The sequence below is a fragment of the Paenibacillus sp. cl6col genome (genome assembly GCF_900102125.1).
Taxonomy (GTDB): Bacteria; Bacillota; Bacilli; order Paenibacillales; family Paenibacillaceae; genus Paenibacillus_B; species Paenibacillus_B suaedae.
In genome coordinates, this window is sequence record NZ_FNAZ01000001.1 from 644,343 (window position 1) to 664,172 (window position 19,830).

At 48.2% G+C, this 19,830-nt stretch carries 18 protein-coding genes; 4 read left to right on the plus strand and 14 right to left on the minus strand.

Translation table 11 applies throughout. The features are described from left to right. Window positions 1-168: 168 nt before the first annotated feature. The 13 genes from BLS15_RS02730 to BLS15_RS02785 all read right to left on the minus strand — a co-directional run bounded on the left by BLS15_RS02730 (window position 169) and on the right by BLS15_RS02785 (window position 8,813). Window positions 169-810, minus strand: coding sequence for a hypothetical protein (locus tag BLS15_RS02730; protein WP_028531628.1), 642 nt, complete (start codon window positions 808-810; stop codon window positions 169-171). Then, on the minus strand, window positions 803-1,987 hold the full coding sequence (locus BLS15_RS02735) for a baseplate J/gp47 family protein (RefSeq protein ID WP_028531627.1): 1,185 nt from the start codon (window positions 1,985-1,987) through the stop codon (window positions 803-805). The genes BLS15_RS02730 and BLS15_RS02735 overlap by 8 nt, the downstream gene beginning before the upstream one ends. Beyond that, window positions 1,959-2,327, minus strand: a complete 369-nt coding sequence (locus tag BLS15_RS02740; protein WP_021254387.1) for a DUF2634 domain-containing protein — start codon at window positions 2,325-2,327, stop codon at window positions 1,959-1,961. The genes BLS15_RS02735 and BLS15_RS02740 overlap by 29 nt, the downstream gene beginning before the upstream one ends. Beyond that, entirely contained in the window at window positions 2,324-2,596 is a 273-nt protein-coding gene (locus tag BLS15_RS02745) for a hypothetical protein (RefSeq protein WP_028531626.1), read from the minus strand. Before BLS15_RS02745 ends, BLS15_RS02740 begins: the two co-directional genes overlap by 4 nt. Window positions 2,597-2,697: 101 nt before the next feature. Beyond that, window positions 2,698-3,495, minus strand: a complete 798-nt coding sequence (locus tag BLS15_RS02750) for a phage protein (RefSeq protein ID WP_021254389.1) — start codon at window positions 3,493-3,495, stop codon at window positions 2,698-2,700. Then, window positions 3,479-3,799: a phage baseplate plug family protein gene (locus BLS15_RS02755; RefSeq protein ID WP_021254390.1), complete on the minus strand. Its 321-nt coding sequence runs from the start codon at window positions 3,797-3,799 to the stop codon at window positions 3,479-3,481. Before BLS15_RS02755 ends, BLS15_RS02750 begins: the two co-directional genes overlap by 17 nt. A gap of 30 nt (window positions 3,800-3,829) precedes the next feature. Further along, window positions 3,830-4,465, minus strand: a complete 636-nt coding sequence (locus tag BLS15_RS02760; protein WP_254777269.1) for a LysM peptidoglycan-binding domain-containing protein — start codon at window positions 4,463-4,465, stop codon at window positions 3,830-3,832. A gap of 25 nt (window positions 4,466-4,490) precedes the next feature. After that, on the minus strand, window positions 4,491-6,371 hold the full coding sequence (locus BLS15_RS02765; protein ID WP_028531625.1) for a hypothetical protein: 1,881 nt from the start codon (window positions 6,369-6,371) through the stop codon (window positions 4,491-4,493). A gap of 4 nt (window positions 6,372-6,375) precedes the next feature. Then, on the minus strand, window positions 6,376-6,594 hold the full coding sequence (locus tag BLS15_RS28420; RefSeq protein ID WP_139070713.1) for a hypothetical protein: 219 nt from the start codon (window positions 6,592-6,594) through the stop codon (window positions 6,376-6,378). Next, window positions 6,536-6,820: a hypothetical protein gene (locus BLS15_RS02770; RefSeq protein WP_005542653.1), complete on the minus strand. Its 285-nt coding sequence runs from the start codon at window positions 6,818-6,820 to the stop codon at window positions 6,536-6,538. The genes BLS15_RS28420 and BLS15_RS02770 overlap by 59 nt, the downstream gene beginning before the upstream one ends. A 59-nt stretch (window positions 6,821-6,879) precedes the next feature. After that, window positions 6,880-7,284: a phage structural protein gene (locus BLS15_RS02775; protein WP_021254393.1), complete on the minus strand. Its 405-nt coding sequence runs from the start codon at window positions 7,282-7,284 to the stop codon at window positions 6,880-6,882. Between the two features lie 62 nt (window positions 7,285-7,346). Beyond that, a complete protein-coding gene (locus BLS15_RS02780; protein ID WP_021254394.1) occupies window positions 7,347-8,345 on the minus strand; it encodes a DUF3383 family protein in 999 nt (332 codons plus the stop codon). Between the two features lie 6 nt (window positions 8,346-8,351). Next, entirely contained in the window at window positions 8,352-8,813 is a 462-nt protein-coding gene (locus tag BLS15_RS02785; protein WP_021254395.1) for a hypothetical protein, read from the minus strand. A 355-nt stretch (window positions 8,814-9,168) separates the two neighbouring features. On the opposite strand from BLS15_RS02785, the gene BLS15_RS02790 reads away from it, so the two are divergent. The 3 genes from BLS15_RS02790 (at window position 9,169) to BLS15_RS29745 (ending at window position 16,455) form a co-directional block, all read left to right on the plus strand. Next, window positions 9,169-9,633 (plus strand): ArpU family phage packaging/lysis transcriptional regulator, encoded by a 465-nt coding sequence (locus BLS15_RS02790; RefSeq protein ID WP_090509717.1) that lies wholly within the window; start codon window positions 9,169-9,171, stop codon window positions 9,631-9,633. Window positions 9,634-9,809: 176 nt separating this feature from the next. Then, complete coding sequence (locus BLS15_RS02795; protein WP_090509721.1) at window positions 9,810-10,994, plus strand: MFS transporter; 1,185 nt, start codon at window positions 9,810-9,812, stop codon at window positions 10,992-10,994. Window positions 10,995-11,352: 358 nt separating this feature from the next. Beyond that, complete coding sequence (locus tag BLS15_RS29745) at window positions 11,353-16,455, plus strand: S8 family serine peptidase (protein ID WP_175460700.1); 5,103 nt, start codon at window positions 11,353-11,355, stop codon at window positions 16,453-16,455. Between the two features lie 107 nt (window positions 16,456-16,562). On the opposite strand, the gene BLS15_RS02805 is transcribed toward BLS15_RS29745, so the two are convergent. Beyond that, on the minus strand, window positions 16,563-17,327 hold the full coding sequence (locus BLS15_RS02805) for a TrmB family transcriptional regulator (protein ID WP_021254399.1): 765 nt from the start codon (window positions 17,325-17,327) through the stop codon (window positions 16,563-16,565). Window positions 17,328-17,678: 351 nt separating this feature from the next. Between BLS15_RS02805 and BLS15_RS02810 the strand changes: the two genes are divergently transcribed. Further along, entirely contained in the window at window positions 17,679-19,715 is a 2,037-nt protein-coding gene (locus BLS15_RS02810) for a peptidoglycan D,D-transpeptidase FtsI family protein (protein WP_254777270.1), read from the plus strand. Window positions 19,716-19,830 lie beyond the last annotated feature (115 nt).

A 19,830-nucleotide genomic window follows, 5' to 3' on the forward strand; every position in this document is an offset into this window, starting at 1 on the left:
CAAAAACATGCAAAACCTAGTTGTTGAATAGTTAATAGATAGTTCTTTAACCGAAAGAGTCTTCCATAAAAACTTGTTCATTTTCATATGAAAGCCTTTGGATAAGTGATTGATATTTTATAAGCGCCATCATCCGTTCACTCTATCGAGCCATTACCGAACATCATCCTATACCGGTAGTACGTAGTCATTGCCCGGGACATAAAGATCGCCCAGAGTACCGCCTACGGTCATCGCCTCGTCAGCGAGGCCGAGCTCGGATTGTTCGAGCACATCGTAGGCATATGCCAGCTCGAACGAGCCCGTTAGGCCGACCTGCGTCACGCGGACGCCAGCCGCGACGAGGCTCTCAACAAGAGAAACGAATTGCGAAGGGCTTAGCCCAACGCCATTCAATTTCTCGTATGGTACCTCGGTGACCTGAATCGCCGCAGGTTCAGGCTGGATCGGGTCATCGTACTGCTCCGCGATGCGAAACTCATCCGGTGCTGCTCGAAGAGCTAGAGCGAGCACCTCGATGACGGAATCCAAGCTACCGCTTGAATTCATGCGGGCCAGCTTGGAACGGAGAAGCAACCGATACACCTCGTCGGTCGCTTGACCGCGTGCTTGCCCCAAGTTGCCGCCAATTTCATCCAGCGCGGCACCTTCTGCCTGTTCGATGCTTTTCCATTCCGATATTCGCTGAATCGTAATGCTTAGCTCATTCATCTGCTTCAGCCATACATTTACGAGCTGAGCGAAGCGGCTGCTGCCTTCCTTTGCGATGACATCCGGCAGCAACTCCATTACCTCTGGCAGCTTAAACATAGGTCACCGCCACCTTTATCCGCTCAGGTGCCACACGAGCCACTTCATAAAGCGGAATGCTTACGTTGCCACTGACGAATTCGCCATCACCAAGCTTCACCTTCAACTCGAGCACTTCTTCGACGCCAGCCACATTCTGAATGGCTGCCAGCAAACGGCTGTACACGATACGTGATCCCTGCGGAAGTCCTGTGTAGTCTTGCTGATCCGCGCCGACGCCGCCGATATACTGCGCAATCGCGGTGACGATGTCCTCCTTCCCACGAGAAGAAAATGACGAAGTTGCCTTTACTTCTGCCTCAATATGGGCATCAAGCAGCTTCATGCGGCTAAAGCGCACATCATGCTCGCCTCCGCTGACATCGCGAACCTTTACGGTTTTTGTTCCGTCTGTTCCAATTCCCGCTGCCTTTTTCTCAAAAATCGTCTGTGCGATGCGTTCATCCTGACCGCCGTATACGTACGTACGAATCGACTTCGCTGGAATACCTTCTTCATTCGTCTGCATCGTATCGTTCACACGTACAGCTGCTGATTTTACATCCGGAATTTGCAGCAGGGCAGATACAATTGCGTCCACGGTTGCCGCATGACTGCCATCTCGCGCGGAACGCAAACGGTCGCGGAACTCGACATCATTTTCCCGTTCACGACCCTCTGCCATACTAGCCGGGTTCGTAATGCTCGTAATTTCCTTCACGGAAGTAAGCATTTCTGTAATGGAATCAGCAGGTACGTTACCGATAATGCCTGGTACAGTCGCCACCACAGCAACTTCTCCCTTGCCCGAATCGTCCAATACGCAATCATCTACCGTCATGAACCACACGCCTGATTTCGTACCCACTTGTAGTCCTGCTGGAACGATAAACTTCGGAACGCCTGTCAGCTTGATATTCCCATAAGCCGCCTGCTCCAGCTTGCGACGCAGCCCATAAAATACGGCCAATGCATCAAGCTGCACTCCGGTTGCATATTGAATATACGACTCGTGGTATACCTGCTCGACATCTTCCCACAGCACAGACAAGTGCCATGCAAAGAGCTGCATCATCATCCCAAGTGGCGATGTCTCCGAGGTATTGATGTCCTGTCCGAGCTGCTTGCCTAAATCCTCAACCATTTCTTCATAAATTTCATGATAGGTTTTACGCTTCAATCCCGCTGCCGTCAGCATAGATAAGCTCAACCTCCTCTCCTTCAGAGCTTGTCATGACTAGGCGTACTTGAGCTGTACGCGAGTGCTTGTCTCTTGTCACTTCTACATCCTCAACCGATTGAATGCGCGGTTCATCCATGAGGCAGCGCATAATCGCCTCGCGAATGGTATCCTCATCTACCTGCTTGCCAACCATTCGCTCATGATCCAAGCCCATATCCGGCGCAAAAAAATACTCGCCCAAGCGAGTACCCAACCGAATGCGAACCGCTTGCGTTAATTCCTCACGCCCATCGATCCAAGCAATTTGTCCATCTGATAATTGAAGATCTCCGTCTTGAAGAGCCCACGTCCTCATCCTCCAGCCACCTTTCCGACAATGACGCCGCCACCTTTGCCGGCCTCTGTAAATACAACCAGTACACGGCTCCCACTTTCGATCACGATGTCTTGTGCCTGCTCTAAAATCGGAAGCTGATATCGAATAAGTCCAGCCTCGCCTTCCAGCTCCACATCAGCCGTGCCCGCTCCCATGCTCACAATCGTACCCAGTTGCGCTCCTGCTGTTCCCGAGATTCTATGATCCATCCAGGCTTCCAGTGCACTGACCGCTCGATTCGCGCCCATAGCGTCACCTCCTTGTTACTTAATCGCATTATCATCGTCTAGCATTTCTGGGCATGCTCACACTTATCGCCGTTACCCCTTATGCAAATACAACGAATTGGTTAAATCTTAACCAAATCCACTTCTGTCACAAATTGATCCATCGATATGGTATGCTTGCCCCGCTTCACCCGGTACACACCGTCAAAATCCTCACTGACCAATCGAAGCTGTGCATCTGCATGCAGCCGATAATTCAAGAGGGACGTCACGCGCACACCCTTAACCTTGTCCTCCTCATACGATTGCGGGCTGTCAATTAACCCGCTGTCAGCGGATAAGCGAACGATGCCTGTTACCTCTAATCCGGCTCCAGCAAGAGGCTTGAAATATAGCTTACCTTGCCGAGTAAATACTTCCGTATTGCATTCACGAGCTGCCCGGCGTATCGACGCAACTGGATCGCCTTTCGCAACGAATCCCTTCATATAAGCATGATTAGAACCGAGCTGCACGGCTCCATGCGGAATTTGCGCCCGACTTAACAGATCATGAATAATTTCGCTAGCCTTCGTGCCCGGCCGATACGTATGTGCCATTTCATATAAGGAAACTGTCAAATCGTCCTTCACTTGAATCGTCGTCACCCGATCCATCTGCTCCCGCTTCGTTCGTACCTCTACAATATTGCCCTGAAGCACAGTGCCGAGATCCTTGCCGTAACCCGCATTGACAATGACTCGCATCCCCGTGCGAATGTTCGCCAGCGTATGCTTGGACAAATTGTACAGCTCTACGGTGGATTCATTCGGTTCATTGTTATCATCAAAATCTACGTGAACATTCATTGTCAGATCACCGTAGTTGAATCGATAACCACCAATCAAAATCTCGCACCCGCGATTAAATAAGTATTCCATCGTCATCCCCCAAATGCAGGTGAACAGACTGCCCAAGTGTATCCCACGTAATCTGTTCTTCCGGATTATCCCCATACGGGACGATGAGCTCAAGCGGGAACTCCCGCGTCTCCATGCTGACGAACAGCGGCATTCCCCATACCAGCTTGACGCCAAGAGCTAACGGAGTATCCCCTTCCGATAGGTCCACGGTAAAATAATCATGGGTAAAGTTGTAGCGTATTTCGAACGTATAGGTTCGATCGCCCAAATCCATATCAAATGAGTAAGGAATAAGATCTTTGTCGATCCCGATGATCGCCATCCTTCTCCTCCTTTCTGAAGCTTCCTTGCCTTACCGATCCTGCATGTATTGTTTTCCGCCCCCGCCCCCACCTGAAGGCATGGTTTTTTTCTTTTTCTTTTTGGAAAGGCCAAGCAGAAGTTTCGCTCCCTCTACAAATGGCTTGGCGGTACGCTCAATGACATTATTAGCTATCCGAATCATGCTTTCAGGAATCCCGAAGTACCTAGCGATATCCATTAGCGACTGGCCAGGGCGCGCTGTATGCGTCTCCGGCACCGGACGATAGGAAGTATTTCGCTTCCCGGAACGGCTCTTCGGCTTCACGGCCGCCTTCTTCTTCGGCGGCAGCTTACTGTAAGCTGGCTGGACAATGTTGACCTGCTTCAATGACATGGTGAAAGTCATGCCATTAGCAATCGAGTTGTTATGAGCGGTTCGCAAGCTAGTGATGACACAATTCAGCATCATATTGCGCCCAGTGTATTGGAGCAGCTTCCCCTCGCTCATTGCCTTTACCAAACGCTGCTTATAATTGGAGGCCTGGGGGCCTATTAGCAATCCTTGCAGAACTAAGCTTGTTGTTTCCTTCCGGATGTGATCCGTAATGGTACCGCCCTTTTCCACATTGTGACTGCTCACCTGCACTGAATACTCAGGTTCCTCTGAAATGACGAACAGTTCCACGCCGCCTAATTTGCTTTTTCGCGTATTAATGGGACATCATTCCTCCTTCCGCCACCTGAGGCCTTGGGATAGGCTTAGGCTTCGGCAGTTTGTCCGCAATGCCCCGCTCTAATGCTCGGAATGAGGCGTCGTACTGCTCGCGGGCGATCCGCTTAATCTCTTCAATCATGCGGTTGTCAATATAGCCGTTCACGTTCAGGTTCATCGTGACATTGCTGTTCGTGCTGACTTCCATGCTGCCACTAGCAGTAGGCCCAGGCATATTGGGTGTCTGATGTTGAGGCATAGATGCAGTTGAGGGTATCGCTCCAGTCGGTGAACCCTCAACTATCGATTGCATGCCCTCACCATTAGGGGAATACGATTGTATATTTGATTGTCCCGTCGAGGCTGCAAGCGCATGGTTTTTAGCCATATAGGATCTCACAATCATCTTTGCAGCTGATTTTGACTTGTCATCCTCTTCTGATTCCTTGTCTGGGTTCTCCTCGTCATTCGGGAGTAGGAACTTCTCCGCTGCCCATAAGCCTGCATCTACGGCTAATCCGCCTAGAAATCCAACGGGATTAAAGCGCAGAAACCTTGTTGCCTTGCTGACTGTACGAGCTCCCTTCAACAACTTGCCCAACCAGCCGACCTTCTTCGTTGCAGAGGCAGCCTTACTCACATCTGACGCGGTCGAAGCCGCTTTAGCAGCATCCGCCATCGGCCCAACTGTTGATTGAACAGATTGAACCGTTTCAGCTGTTGCCTGAACGACGTTCGAGGAATCATCCGCAGTGGACTCAGACTTTTCCCCACCTCCATCTTCATCCTTCTTGCCGCCAAAAAGACCCATAGCAAGACCAGCTCCCCCAGCTAAGAAACCTCCCCATTTGCCGAGTCTTTTCGCCCTCCCTAATATACCTGCCCCTCGCCTATTTTTTGGCGCTGGGCTTGGTTTAGTATTATCAACCTTTGTATCCTTTGGCGAAGGAGCTTGACCTTCCCCATTCGATCCGGCAGCTGCATTCGCTAAATCCCGCCGGACATTTGAGGTAGGTTTCGGTGAGGATTTCTGGTCTGCATCCGTACCCGTATTCGTTGGAGGACTCTTGCTATCATTGGGCTTGGCATTATTAGGGGGAGAATTTTTATCCTTATTCGAGCCACTTGCCGCAGACTTCAAAGAATCAGCTGTATTCTCTTTTTCTTTGCCCTTATTGGATGGATTGCCCTTGTCTTTGGCTTCCCCTTCATTTTTAGTACCGTTAGCAGCTTTTCCAAGATCTTTCTGCGGATCATCTTTTCCTCCGCTAGAACTTTCAGACTCCCCATCAGATTTGGAGCCGCCCCGTTTCTTCTTAATTTTCTCGTACATTTCTTTGCCAAACTTTATATTGTCTGAAAGATCTCTAAGATTTGTAAAATCACTATTTACATCCTTAAATAATTTGTAAGCATCGCCTATATAATCAAGCCAAGTCTTGGGTTTTTCCTCCTTCTTGTCAGAACTGCAATTACACAGAGCAAAAGCAAGAGCAACAGCTGGCTTTTGCGAGAGCGAAGTCGGTAACTGCTGGGCAATAGACGAAGCAAGCTCATTCGTATTCTCAATCACAACCCTGTTTGAAGATGATGAGTTTGTTGCTATCGTTATCAATGGTGAAACACCGAGTGAAGCTACCTGCCTCTGTAAGGAAACGAACATCGTGTTCAATTTGGAAAACGTAATGCTATCAGACGTAGCAGTAGGAAAGGTAAGTCCTCCTATCTTCGGCGTCTTCCTTCTTGCATTTCGCTTCATCTCCGCTGTCTGTTCCTTAATGCTGTCCGTCAATATGCGGGAGACGACGCCCATCTCATCGAGCTTCCCGTTCATGGTGCGCAGTTCGCGGTGAATATTTTTGGAGATCCGATCATCCATTGGGTTAACCCCCTCCTTTCCCGTACATCCATTCCACAGCGGCGGCGGCTTCACACAATTCCTCAATGCTCATACCGCTCGCTTCTGCATACGTAATGCCGCCCCGGCTGTTCAGGACGACACGCCAGAACAATTGCCGGAGCGGATTGCGGGAGATGGATTGCTTATACGTCGGATGATTCGGATTCCAAGGGTGTATCGACCATGCCCAAGAAGCGCGCACACTCCAGCCAGAGCGGCGTCATCAGATCGGTCTTTTCTTCAAGACCCTCCCAGCTTAGGCGTGGAGACACGATGACATGTTGGAGGAAAAAGTCCATCGACGCTTCCAGCTTCCATCCCCCATCTGCCTTCAATGCTGCATCATACAATCGCATGAGCGCCCGCGCGCCCGGATGCTGCAGCACATATTCCTCAGTTTCAATCGTTACAGTCTTTTGCTTGCTCACAAGTAGCCACCCTTTCCGAATCCGTTTTATTGAAATTTAGCTCCTAAATTTTTACTTCACTATTCTGTTTGATGCATATAATCGAGAACTTGGATTTCAAATTCACGATCCTCAAGCTCTGAGCCGTACGAAGCAGCCGGCAGCTTCTTGATGATAGCCTGATTACCGCTAATTGTTTCTCCCGGTTTGTTATTGGACTTCACCATAATTTTGAATAATTTCTTCTCGTTCCCTAATCGATATAAGAGCGGCAATTGCGGCGACGTTGACATCACCGTCAGCTTAATCGTGCCGAGCGGATTGTTCTTATAGGCAATCGCTACCTCGCCGCGCGCGCCAACATGCGTTACCGTCTGCTCCTCATCCTTTTCACAGGTGACGAAAGTATTCTCGCCAAATCCCGTAATGTGTTCTTCGTTAATGATTACAGATACTTGCTTTGCATCATAAATACCGATACTCATAGATAAGCACCATCCTTTAATAGAAAATGTTGTGTATGATGTTCGTGATCAATTGTGATTCACTAGAAGCGGATAACACCGTTCACCTTCACTTGATGTACCGCACCTGCGATCTCGAACCAGAACGAGCCGCCGCGATATTCGCGGTTCGCGCGATCGCTTGGATTTACCTCATTGCGAGACAGGAAGGACGTACCGAACAGCGGCTCGCCACTGTCGGCTGTCGCGATGATACCCATACGTGCAGATTCCAACAGCACGTTAATCACCGCACTCTCGATTTGGACAATCCCTGCATCGGTGTACGGAATTTTGCTCGATTGATTGAGCAAATTCTGAATTTGCATTTCCATGCGGGCACGCACATAATCACGCGCCATAATGACGTCGATATATTCACCGGACAGCGTCTTGCCTTCCGAAGTTCGTGCCTCGCCCTGCTTGTTCACGTACGTAATTGCGCCGCTGTCGTGAATTTCCATCAATTCGCCAGCTGTTACCTTCATCGCGTCGATGCCTGTGCACTTCTTGAACTTCCACGTCACAGAGCCCACTTCCGCAGAACCAACCGAACCTACGAGCGCGGCTTCTGGATATACCGCGGCATCCGTGTGATAGAACACGACCGTACGCGTATAAGCCTTGGACTTCAGCGCCTGAAGCTTCGTCTTATCAGCAGCGCGTGTAAAGAACAGACGGTAATCCTCCTTCTCAATCTCTGCAGCCAACGCTTCAACTACAGCATCGCTATTATCAGAGGAGAGCAGATAGTACCAGCCGTTATCGACTACAGAGCGAAGGCGAGCTGCTGGTTCCTCCTTCTCATCACAAGCTGTAATCGCAATGCGAGCCGGTGAGCGATCGCCTTGTCCAAAGAGCGCCTCCGCCATTTTGTATTCCGCTGTCGTATCCGCGAAATCATCCTTGACCGCCTTGAGATCCCCGTATTCTTTATAGGCAGAGCCTCCGGCTTTTTTCCCGATAATAAGCGGCATTCCGAAGGACAACCGACCTGTAGGCTTTTGTAAATCAATCGTTACTTGTACGTCTTGAATTGACATGAACAATCACTCCTTCTTTTCGTTTCGTTGTAATTCCACTTTTTCGATGAATGTAAAGTTTCGCTCGAAGCGATCCTTCATGCGAAGCCTAATACGGAGACCTAGTCCGGCAGTCGGCTCCGTCTTCCACTGCGCTGGCCCCATATGCACCTGCACGGCTGGGATTGTCGTCAAGCACTCCAATCCTTCCGTCCACTGCCAGCCGAGCAAATCCCGGCAGCGTTCCACCATATCCATGCGATCCTTGGAGCGAATGAGAAGAAGCCATTCCATCTCAACAACCTTCTCAATCATCCCTTGTGACTCCGCATGATGGGGCGAGCAATCGATGTAAGGCTCAGCCACGTCGTACGCGATAAGCGGCTCGGTCTGATCCGCCTTCAGGCCGTCCAAGGGAACAACCGGCATGTTCAATGCCTTCCCCATGGGCACGAGCCATCGTTCTACAATGTCGCGATATACAATCAATCCACATCACCTCCCTTCATCTACTGGGAAAATCTCTAATCTTGCATCCTGCTCATTTGCTAATCGGCCATCCTAATAGAGCGCCATGCTGCTTGCTTGAAATCAACGAAGGCAGCTTCCTTTCTGCTCACGATGTCCACGTTAACAGTATAAAATGACGAACACATGTTTGGTTTAAACTCGTTTTATAGTTTCTTTTTGATTTGTTTTTAATTATTTATAGGAACAAATGTTCTTGTTTTTGTGGTATAATGGGAATACCTGCCCACGGTGTTCCATTTCGATGCTGGACCCAATAGATAAATAGGAAGTACACAACCTCGAGTATGAATGGAAACAAAGGAGGCCTTGCCTAATGGTAATGGGGTTCATGGACATGCCAGAGCATGAAGCGATGGATGCGAAGCAAGCAAAAGCACGAATTGATGAGGTATTTGCCAAATACAGAATGTGTAAAGTGATGAAGTTCGCCGTTCGCGAGGCGCGGATTACAACGAATTATGAAACGAGAGAAAATGGAGCGACGAACCGGGTTGGCGATCCGACTGCCGCAGTAGCGGTCTATAATACAGATAGAGCGAGCGAATGTCTGGCGTTTTGCGAGCTGATTGAGTCCATCGTGCACGAATTGGAGCCGGACGAGCAGCTGCTCATCCGCGAGCGATATATGAAGGAAGCTCGCATGACGGATACGAAGGTGTACAATTTCCGATTCGATCCCCCGATCAGCGCCGTAACCTACGGACATATCCGCAAGCGCGCATTCGCCAAGCTGCTGAATGCCTTCCAGTACGCCTTTCATTCCACCAAGACATCATAATGCATGGAGATATGCTGAACGTAAACAAGCCGACCAGGATGCCATCATCTTAGGTCGGCTTGTTCTTATCTTGCGAGTGAATAAACACGATATCGGACAAGCAGGAATACTTTTCTGTTGCACATTTGTATTTAGGTTACTATAATAGTAGTAACTTTTTATCCAATCAGAAAGGAATGTCTCTCTTGAACTTTCGTGTATATATTTTGGCAGTAGCCGCATTCGTTGTCGGCACAGTAGAGCTTATTATCGGGGGAATCCTCGATCAGATAGCTGCGGATTTGAACATTTCCGTCAGTGCAGCCGGGCAACTGATTACAATCTTCTCGATTGCCTTTGCGATATCGGCACCAATTTTAATGAATCTCACAGCCAAATTTGAACGCAAAAAACTGTATATTGTCTTTTTGTTCATCTTCCTAATCTCGAATCTTATCGTGGCGTTCAGTTCGAATTATGCTACATTGCTCGCAGCCAGAGCCTTGTCGGCATCCAGCGGCTCGCTGCTTATCGTGTTGTCCATCACGATTGCCTCGAAGCTCGTCCAGCCGGAATATAAAGGGCGCGCCATTGGCGTCATCTACATGGGCATCAGCGGATCACTCGTCTTAGGCGTTCCTATTGGGATGGTTATCGGAAATGCATACGGATGGCGGGCGCCGTTCCTGCTAGTTGTGGGACTGACTGCAATTGCAATGCTAGGGATTTATGCCTTCTTACCGAAAGTTCCCCCTTCCGAGGTTACGACCCTGCGTACACAGTTCGTTTCATTGAAGAATGCGAAGCTCGTCAGCGGTCATCTTATTTCGTACTTGATGCTGACAGGGCATTTGACCCTCTATGCATATCTGACACCTTATTTACAGGAGACGTTCCAGCTTAGTCCAGGCATGACCAGCATTGTGTACTTCTTGTTCGGCTTGGCAGCCGTATCTGGCGGAGGGCTTGGCGGCTTGATGGCGGATAAATGGGGAACAAAACGCTCCATTTTGTTGATCGTATCAAGCTTCACGGTGATCATGTTTGTCCTGCCGCTGACGGCACAAGTATCGTTCTACGTCTTCTTGATTGCGATGGTGATTTGGAGTGCGCTTAGCTGGGCATTGTCCCCGGCGCAGCAAAGCTATCTCATGCAGACTGCTCCCGATACAGCTGACATCCAGCTCAGCCTGAACTCATCGGTGCTTCATCTTGGTATTGCGAGTGGTTCTGTCGTTGGCGGACTTGTCATTGAACAGAGCTCAGTAGCCAATAATGCATGGGTCGGCTGCCTGTTCGTCCTGCTGGCGCTGGGAAGTGCCATGTTCTCCCTGACTCGTTCTGCCCGAGTTAAGGCCAATACAGCCGCTGCAGCTGAATAAATGAAGCAAGCCGAAGGCAGTTGATATGATACAAATCCCACGCTCTGGAATTGTAAATCCACGGGTTCAAATTTGGTTAATCACTTGGTTAATTGGATGCGAATTTATATTCATTGCGGGCGGATATTAAGCCCAAAAAACGACACTTCACTCCGAAAATTGGTGTAGAGTGTCGTTTTTTATTTTTGATTTTAGGAAATTTGATTTCAGTTACATTTCATTAACATGAAAGCGTTGACACGATACAATTTGTATCATATATTCTAAGTGAACCGCCATCATTTTCAGAATATGTAAGGAGGTGTAAATAACCCGAGAAATGCTATCTATCATTTTGAGAAAAGGAGTGCACAGCCGATTGAAAAATTTACGTTTATTTGTAAGTCGTTTGCTAGTAGTCGTATTGACGCTATTTTCCCTACTCTTTCCGATTTCCGCATACGCATTTGATTCACAAGCACAATTGACAGGCAAGGCACTGAGTCCTGAAGTGCGTGCAAAAATGCAGCAGATTGTTGATCAGAATAAATTTACAGAAGGTCAAGAACCTGTACTCCATCCCGATTTGCAAAACCTTACTGACGACAAGGAAATTTCAGTTATCGTCCAATTATCCGAAGCCCCAGTAGCTCTAGCGAAGGGTATGAGTATGCTTGAGGGCAAATCATTTACTGCAGCCTCAGAACAGAACACGAAACAAAAGATCAATAAACAGCAACAAAGCTTTGTCAGCCAATTAAGTAGCAAGAGTATCAACGCTAACGTGGGCTTTACATACAATTATGCATTTAATGGGGTCTCCCTTAAAGTAAAAGCAAGTCAAGTGGAACAGTTACTTAAGATGAAAGGTGTACAAATGGTAGAGCCTGACGTGGAAGTTCACGCTCTGGGGGTAGAGTCCTCAAAGCTGCCGGATAGTGAAGTCCATCCGAACATGAACACGAGTAATCCATTCCTTGAAGTTCCATCAGTATGGGCCTTAGGCAATACAGGCCAAGGAGTTAAAGTAGGCGTTATCGACACCGGAATTGATTATACTCATCCTGATTTAAAAGACGTTTATAAAGGCGGACATAACTTTATTACGCAAGTAGTAGACGGTTCCGATACGGGATACGCTCGTACTAGAGGAGACGATCCGTATGAAACTACGCTGTTGGATCACCCTGATAACAGACCGTGGATTCACCCTACTACTGGAAATCCTTTTAATACCTCACATGGCACCCATGTTGCCGGGACGATTGCAGCTCAAGGCACAAATCCTTTTGGTATAAAGGGACTTGCCCCTTCCGTTGAATTGTATGCTTATCGCGTGCTGGGCGCGTACGGAAGCGGCTCGAATTCAGGGGTTATCGCAGGTATTGATAAAGCCGTCGAAGAGAAAATGGACATTATCAATCTATCTTTGGGCGGATCTACCAATAGCCAAGTTGCTTCTGACGCGATCGCCATCAACAATGCAGTTCTAGCAGGTACGACAGCAGTCCTTTCTACGGGGAATTCAGGTCCAAATAGAGGGACGATCGGCAGTCCGGGCACGGCAGCCTTCGCGATATCGGTGGGCAACTCTACTGTTCCGGAAAAAACGATGGCCGGAAAGGCTACTGTAACTCTAGACAAAGCGGGAACGGTCACACCATATATCATGAATTTGATGGCATGGAAATTCGGCACAGACCCGAAAAGTATTTTGACCGGAACGTATGATGTCGCCGCAATCCCTGGCCTTGGTAAAGTGACGGATTACGCGGGTCTGAATGTGGCAGGTAAAGTCGCTCTCGTTGCCCGCGGTGATATTGCCTTCGTGGATAAAATAGCGGCAGCAAAAAGTGCAGGTGCCGTAGCGGTTATTGTTCACAACTCTGCGAGCGGAACGAATACTCCAGGACCGTCAGGCGCCTTTGTGGGAGATTCCTTCGCGTCCATCCCAACGTTTGATATGTCCTACATGGACGGCAGCGCACTGCGAACGGCTCTTGCGGGCGACTCAGGTACCGTCACCTTCGGAGAATTCACCACTGGTACGACTTTAAGTGACGATATCAATAATTCAAGTTCGCGCGGACCTGCCAATCCGGTCTTTGATATTAAACCGGACGTGGTGGCTCCAGGAACTAACATCATGTCATCGGTTCCTGCCTATGGCAAAGATTATCTCGATAATCAAGGACAGCCTCTGCCTAACTACCCTGACTATTCCGAATCCTACGACCGTTATACAGGAACGAGTATGGCGGCTCCGCACGTAGCGGGGGTTGCGGCTTTGCTTAAATCGCAGCATCCGGATTGGACTCCGTTCGATATTAAAGTCGCGATTTCGAATACGGCCAAGCAACTGGACGTAACGAAATACGACGTCTTCTCTCAAGGTCCGGGACGTATTCAGCCGCTTAAAGCAGCGACAACTGAAGCGCTCGCGTATGAATTGGATCAAACCACTTTCTCCAATAAGACTTATGACTACACCAAGGGAACAATCACCTTCGGAAATGTATCTCCGAATACGAACAATCCAACAACGGTATCACGGTCTATTCTTGTTAAAAATGTAACGGGAAGCCCAAGCGACTATACGGTATCCGTCCAAACGACGAAAGCGGCGACAGGTACGCTTGCGAGCTCAATCGTGACAGTCGACAAGTCCAGCTTTACGTTAAACGATGAACAAAATTTGACCGTGACGCTAAATGTTCCGAAAGGGACTGGAGCAAACGGTAACGAAATGCTGGGTTACGTAAAGATTACAAACGGTACGACAAATCTAATTCTTCCCTTCGCGGCGAATTTCGCCCCACCGACGGGATTGAAGACCTTTACGATCGACAGCAACCACATCTCTCCGAACGGGGATGGCAAGCTGGACAGCACAACTGTAAGATATGAATTCCACGATAGGCAAGGAACTTCATACATTCAACTTTATGATCTGAACAATATGAGCGGCGGATATTACGGAGACGGTACTATCGGATGGATTATGAACGGCAGCGTGACAACGGGAGCAAAGGCGTTAACCTTTAACGGTAAGTATCATCAATGGGGTCAGCCGGGAACGACGCTGAACACAGCTGTTCCGGAAGGCGCCTATGCCATGGAGATTGTAGGGCAATCCTCTTCAACAGGAGCAGTGACAGGGGATTGGATTCCGGTGTATGTCAAGACGAGCACGCCAAAATTCGTTTCTCCCGACAGTTTACATGTTACGGGTTCGAATGTGCAGTTCTCCGGCTCGATAGACGATTCGTACGTGAAATTCGGACCAGTCGTTGAGGAAACTTTGGGCTTGGCCTACAACGTTAACGACAACTTGCATGTGAAATACGAACTATTAGACAGCGACGACAACTTGATTTCCTCGCAACCTGCAAAGCTCGATCAAAATGGCAAGTTCGATATCACGTTAAGCGGTTTAACGACCGGAGCGAATAAGCTGAAATTGCTCGTAGACGACGCGGCAGGTAACCATGCGGAGAAAGTTGTTACGATTACTAGCGCAGATCCCGTGTTAAGTGGAATTAAAGTACAGCCGGAGGCTCTAACCTTAGGTGTCGGTTCCACTGCAAATCTTACGGTAACGGCTCAATATGTTGACGCAGACGGCAAGCCATTCCCAGTAAGTGTTAGTGACGTCACGTATGGGGCCATCTATGCCGATTACGATCTCAGTGTCATAGACGTTGTCTATGGTAAAGTAACGGGGGTAGGAGAAGGCAGCACGACGATAACGGTAGCTTATGAAGGGAAATCGGCTTCAGTACCCGTCACTGTCACTACGACCCCAGTCGATCCTGTATTAACGTCGATTTCGGTATCGCCGGACAGCGCAGCTCTAAAAGTTGGGAAGGATGCTCAACTTGCGGTCACCGCGGTGTATAGCGACGGAAGCAAGAAAGACGTTACAAGCGACGCAGATTATCGTACAGCTAACCCAAGCATTGCTGCGGTAAGCGATACCGGCAAGGTGACAGCCGTTGGAAAAGGTGAAACGACAGTAACCGTAGCTTACGAAGGTAAAACCTACGCGGTACCTGTTACCGTTACAGAAGAAACGACAACCCCAGTCGAATTAACGTCGATTTCGGTATCGCCGGACAGCGTAGATCTTAAAGTTGGGAAGGATGCTCAGCTTACGGTCACCGCGGCGTATAGCGATGGAAGCAAGAAAGACGTTACAAAGGGTGCAAAGTATAGCGTTCCTGGTACGAACATGGTTACAGTAAGCAATACCGGCAAGGTGACAGCCGTTGGAGCAGGGAAAACGACGATCACTGTATCTTACGAAGGCAAATCTCATGAGGTATCAGTCACCGTAACCAAGGATTCTGGCACAACGACACCGACTTCTCCAAGATCGCCATCGACTTACACACCAAGCCCACCATCGACTCCAGCACCAATAGGCAAGAAAGTAAAAGCAGGCACGCTCACTACGACGAAAAACGTTAAGGGTGCGACTATCGCAACGATAAGCGTATCGAGTGAGGCCTTGATTGCCCAGTTGAAAGATTCGAAAGCGACTGACGCCACGCTGGATCTTACCGATATTGGCTTCAACGACTACAGCAGTGCGAATGTAATCTTTAATAAAGCAACGGCTGACAAACTACTGGCATCCAGCAAAGGATTGATCCTTACCGGCAATGGATTTACCATCCGAATTCCTGCGGATGCATTGGCTGATTTTATTGGTACAAATGGATTTAAAGCAAGCTTATCGGCAAAAGATTCTGACAATGGTGAAGTTAACATCCATTCGGCAAATCAAACAACCGTCGTATCGCAGATCGTCACGATCGGCAACGATACAGGAAAATTGAGTCATCCGATTAAGATCGAGCTTAAGCCGGCTAACAAAGTAATTGATTTGCAAAAAGTTGGCGTCTACCAGCAAGATGAAAACGGTAAATGGGTATATGTGGGTTACAATGCCGTGCATCAGCCGGGGAATATTCAACTTACAACCTCTACGCTCGGCACCTTCGAGCTGATGGAGATTCACATTTCATTCGACGATATTCAGACCCATTGGGCAAAACATGAAATCGAAGTTATTGCGGCTCAACACGTAACCAAAGGGAAAAGTGAATCCAAATTCGTTCCGAACGATACGATAACGCGCGCAGAATTCGTGGCGCATTTGGATCGTATTCTTGGCCAAGAGAAAGAATGGAGTCATTACGTTGCGATGGCAGGGGCAAATGATATCCTAGGCCGCGAAGAAATGGTCGTATTGATGATCAATGCCATGAAAGTCGATCTGAAGGGTGAGAAAGTGCAATTAAACTTCAAAGATAAAGATCGGATTTCGGCGAGCGCCCAAGCCGCGGTAGCTTATGCTGTGGATAAAGGGTTGATCAATGGCATGTCTAACAACACGTTCGCTCCTGATCAAAGCTCTACTCGCGCACAAGTGGCTTCTATTCTCTATCGTTTGATGAAACTATCGGGCAAAATTTAATTTCAATAAGTAATCAGTTCCATAGGATGAAAAAAAGCAGACCTCTTCGGAGGCCTGCTTTTTACTTCCTTTCACTTGAGGCTCTTCATGCAACAGTTTAATCCTCTTTAATAACGAAGCCGCATCAGCAGTGACTTCATTTCCTCGTCCGCCATGAGCTCTGCATTATATTTTTGTGAAATTCTCGCCAAGGCAACATCATGGTAAAAGAACTCAATAAAGAATTTTACGAATGGCTGCGCCCCGGTGCGCATTGCCTGCCATTCCCCTTGCTCCATCCCCGCGAACATAATTTGGGATGAGTCGGCTGCAACCAGCATGAATCTCTCCAGCGTATGATGCTCTTCCGTCGGCGATAACGTATTCAGCTTCGACACTCGGGCTTTCGGCACATCTGTCCCCGTTACAAATGCCTCCACTCGTACGCCTTCCCGCTCCTTCTTCTCCAGCAGCGGCACATATTTCCGAAATTCATCGCTCCACATCGAGACGATAATCGTGCCCTGCGCCTCTTCAATCAGATGCTGGCAATACGCCATGATCGAAGCTTCCGATTTCAAGCTCCACACATGATTGTCCGCTGCGATTTTGCGCTCATTCATTTGCTTCAACTGTTCAATGCTCTGTTCGAATTCCTTGGACAGCTTCTCGATAACAACCTGAAGCGGCAGCGCCAAATAGGTCTTTTTCTTTTCGGATATGGAATCCGATATTAATCCCTTATCAATAAGACGCGACAGCACCTCATATATTTTCGCCTTCGGCACGCCTGAGTGCTTGACCACACTCGTTGCATCCATAGGGCCGTCTCCTGCCACCAACGTCTCGTATACTTTGCTCTCATATTGTGAAAAACCGAATTTCTGAAGCATAGCTCCTCCTTCTCTTTCCTGCAGCCGTATCGGAACTTGTCCGCATCATGATGATGTTAGGATTATCTTACTCCAGCCGATTCAAAATGAAAAGTCGAGCACGAAGCGAAGCCGAAGCACACTTGCATTATTTTGTAATATTTTTCAAGAAACCATCGTAACCGTTGCTGCATCTAATAGGTGTACAAGTCTGCCTTTTCTCATATGGAGTCTGGAATTTGATGATAAAAAGAGCTTGCCACTATATGAATATATGATCAATTTTAATATAATTCAGGTGTACTTGTACCAAAGGAATGACGAACCTGGTAAACGGAATATGATACGCAGATGCAGAAAGGAAATAGTGCTTTGAATCTATCTAAGGAAACTCACGCAAACAAACACAAATCAGACAATGAACGCAAATTTTCTGTCCGTTTGACTGGATTTTTCTTTATTATATTCGCCTTATTCGCCATACTTATTATACGCTTGGCGTTGCTGCAATTCGTAGATGGCCCTGCCCTGAAGCAAAAAGAAACTTCATTGGGCTACCGGACTACAGCTATCGCACCGATTCGCGGAATCATCTATGATGCCAGCAATCACAAGATCGCTTATTCCACATCGACACAATCACTTTACTTTAACGTGAACAAAAACTACAAGAATAAAGAAAACATGGCGGAAGCCAAGAAGCTCGCTGAAATGCTCGCCGAGAGATTCAAAAACAATACCAAGACGGGAGATGAACAATCAGTCGAGGACATAGTGAAGCGTATGGATTTGAATGCCAATGTTAATCCCGTATATGTCCCCCGCTTGATCAAAACGGATTTATCCTCGAAGGATATTGCTTATTTTTTGGAGCATAAGTCCGAATATAAAGATCTTGAGATTATAGAAGACAGCGTCAGAAACTATGATCAGGATACAGTCGCGGTGCAAACAATCGGCTATCTGAAAAAGTTCAGAGGTGTCAGAGAATCCTACGATTATTATAAGGAGATATACGAAAATAGAAATTCCCGGCACGAGGAGCTCAGATACCTCGATTATGAGGATGTCGGTGTTGACGGGCTGGAGTTCATGTACCAGGAAGAGCTCCGCGGCAAAAACGGACTCAAGAAATTCCCGGTTAACGTAGCGGGACGAATTATGGGCCCCATGGAATTGACCAAGCCTGAGCGGGGCAACAATCTTCACCTAACCATTCATAAAAGCATTCAGATGAAGACCGAAGACGCGATTATGAATACGCTGCAGAAAATACGCAACTCCTCGAATTCCGTGGAGCGAGCCCCTAACGCACGTACGGGCTATGCCGTCGCCATGGAAGTAAAGACGGGCAATATCGTCGCTATGGCCAGCATGCCGGATTATGACAGCAATGTCTGGAAGAACGGCTCCATCAGCGTTGAGGATTACGAAAAAAATAAATCCTTTATGAACAACGGCACGATTAAAGCAGCCTACGGCCCATACGAGGAAAAAGATATGAACAAGCACCCGAACTCCATCGTGTATCTTGGCTCTACAATCAAGCCGTTGTCCGTCCTTATCGGTTTGAAGGAAAAGCTGTTCAGCGTGTACGATGATTATCCTGACATCGGCTATGCCGAAATCGGACTCGAAAAAAGGAAAATCCGGAATGCGAACAACAAGTCGCATGGTCGCATCGATGCCGCAAAAGCGCTGGAATTCTCCTCCAATGCCTTTATGATCGATTTGATCGGCAAACGTTTATATTCCCGAACGGATGTGAACGGACTGAAGACATGGGACAAATATATGGAAATGTTCGGACTTGGTGTAAAGACCGGCAGCGGACTGCCTGGAGAGATAGCCGGCCTAAAGGACTACATGAGCGAAGCCGTGCGCGCCAGCGCGCAATCCGCTCTTGCATACGCCTCGTTCGGCCAGCAGGGCAAGTATACAACGCTTCAGCTCGCCCAGTATGCGGCTACGCTGGCTTCGCATGGCAAGCGAATGAAGCCGCAGTTCGTCAGCAAAATTACGGATCCGGACGGAAAGGTAGTAAAAGAGTTTAAGCCGGAGATGCTGAACGAAGCAAAGTTCGATATAGCCTATTGGGACTTGATTGAGCTTGGCATGAGCCGAGTGAAGGTACAGGGATTTGAAGGGTTCAATTATGACTATTATCGGAAAACGGGAACATCCGAACAGGAAGTCGCAAAAGGCATCAGAGTAGAAAATGGAGTGTTCATTGCGTACGCTCCCGCGCAAAATCCGACCTTAGCTGTCGCAGTCGTTGTTCCGGAGGGCAATTACGGGGCTTATAGCGCAGCGCCAATCGCGCGAGCGATATTCGATGCGTACGACGAGGCTGTTGGGCTTACGGGCACGCCGCGCAACACTTCTACAGATCAGCAATTTAAAAATTAAATGACAAGCGATGGCCTTCGATTAAATGGGGTCATCGCTTTTTTGATTAGGCTAAGACTCACTAGCTGAATAACCTTATCTATTTTTCGTGAATTTTTATAACCAAAATTAGCTT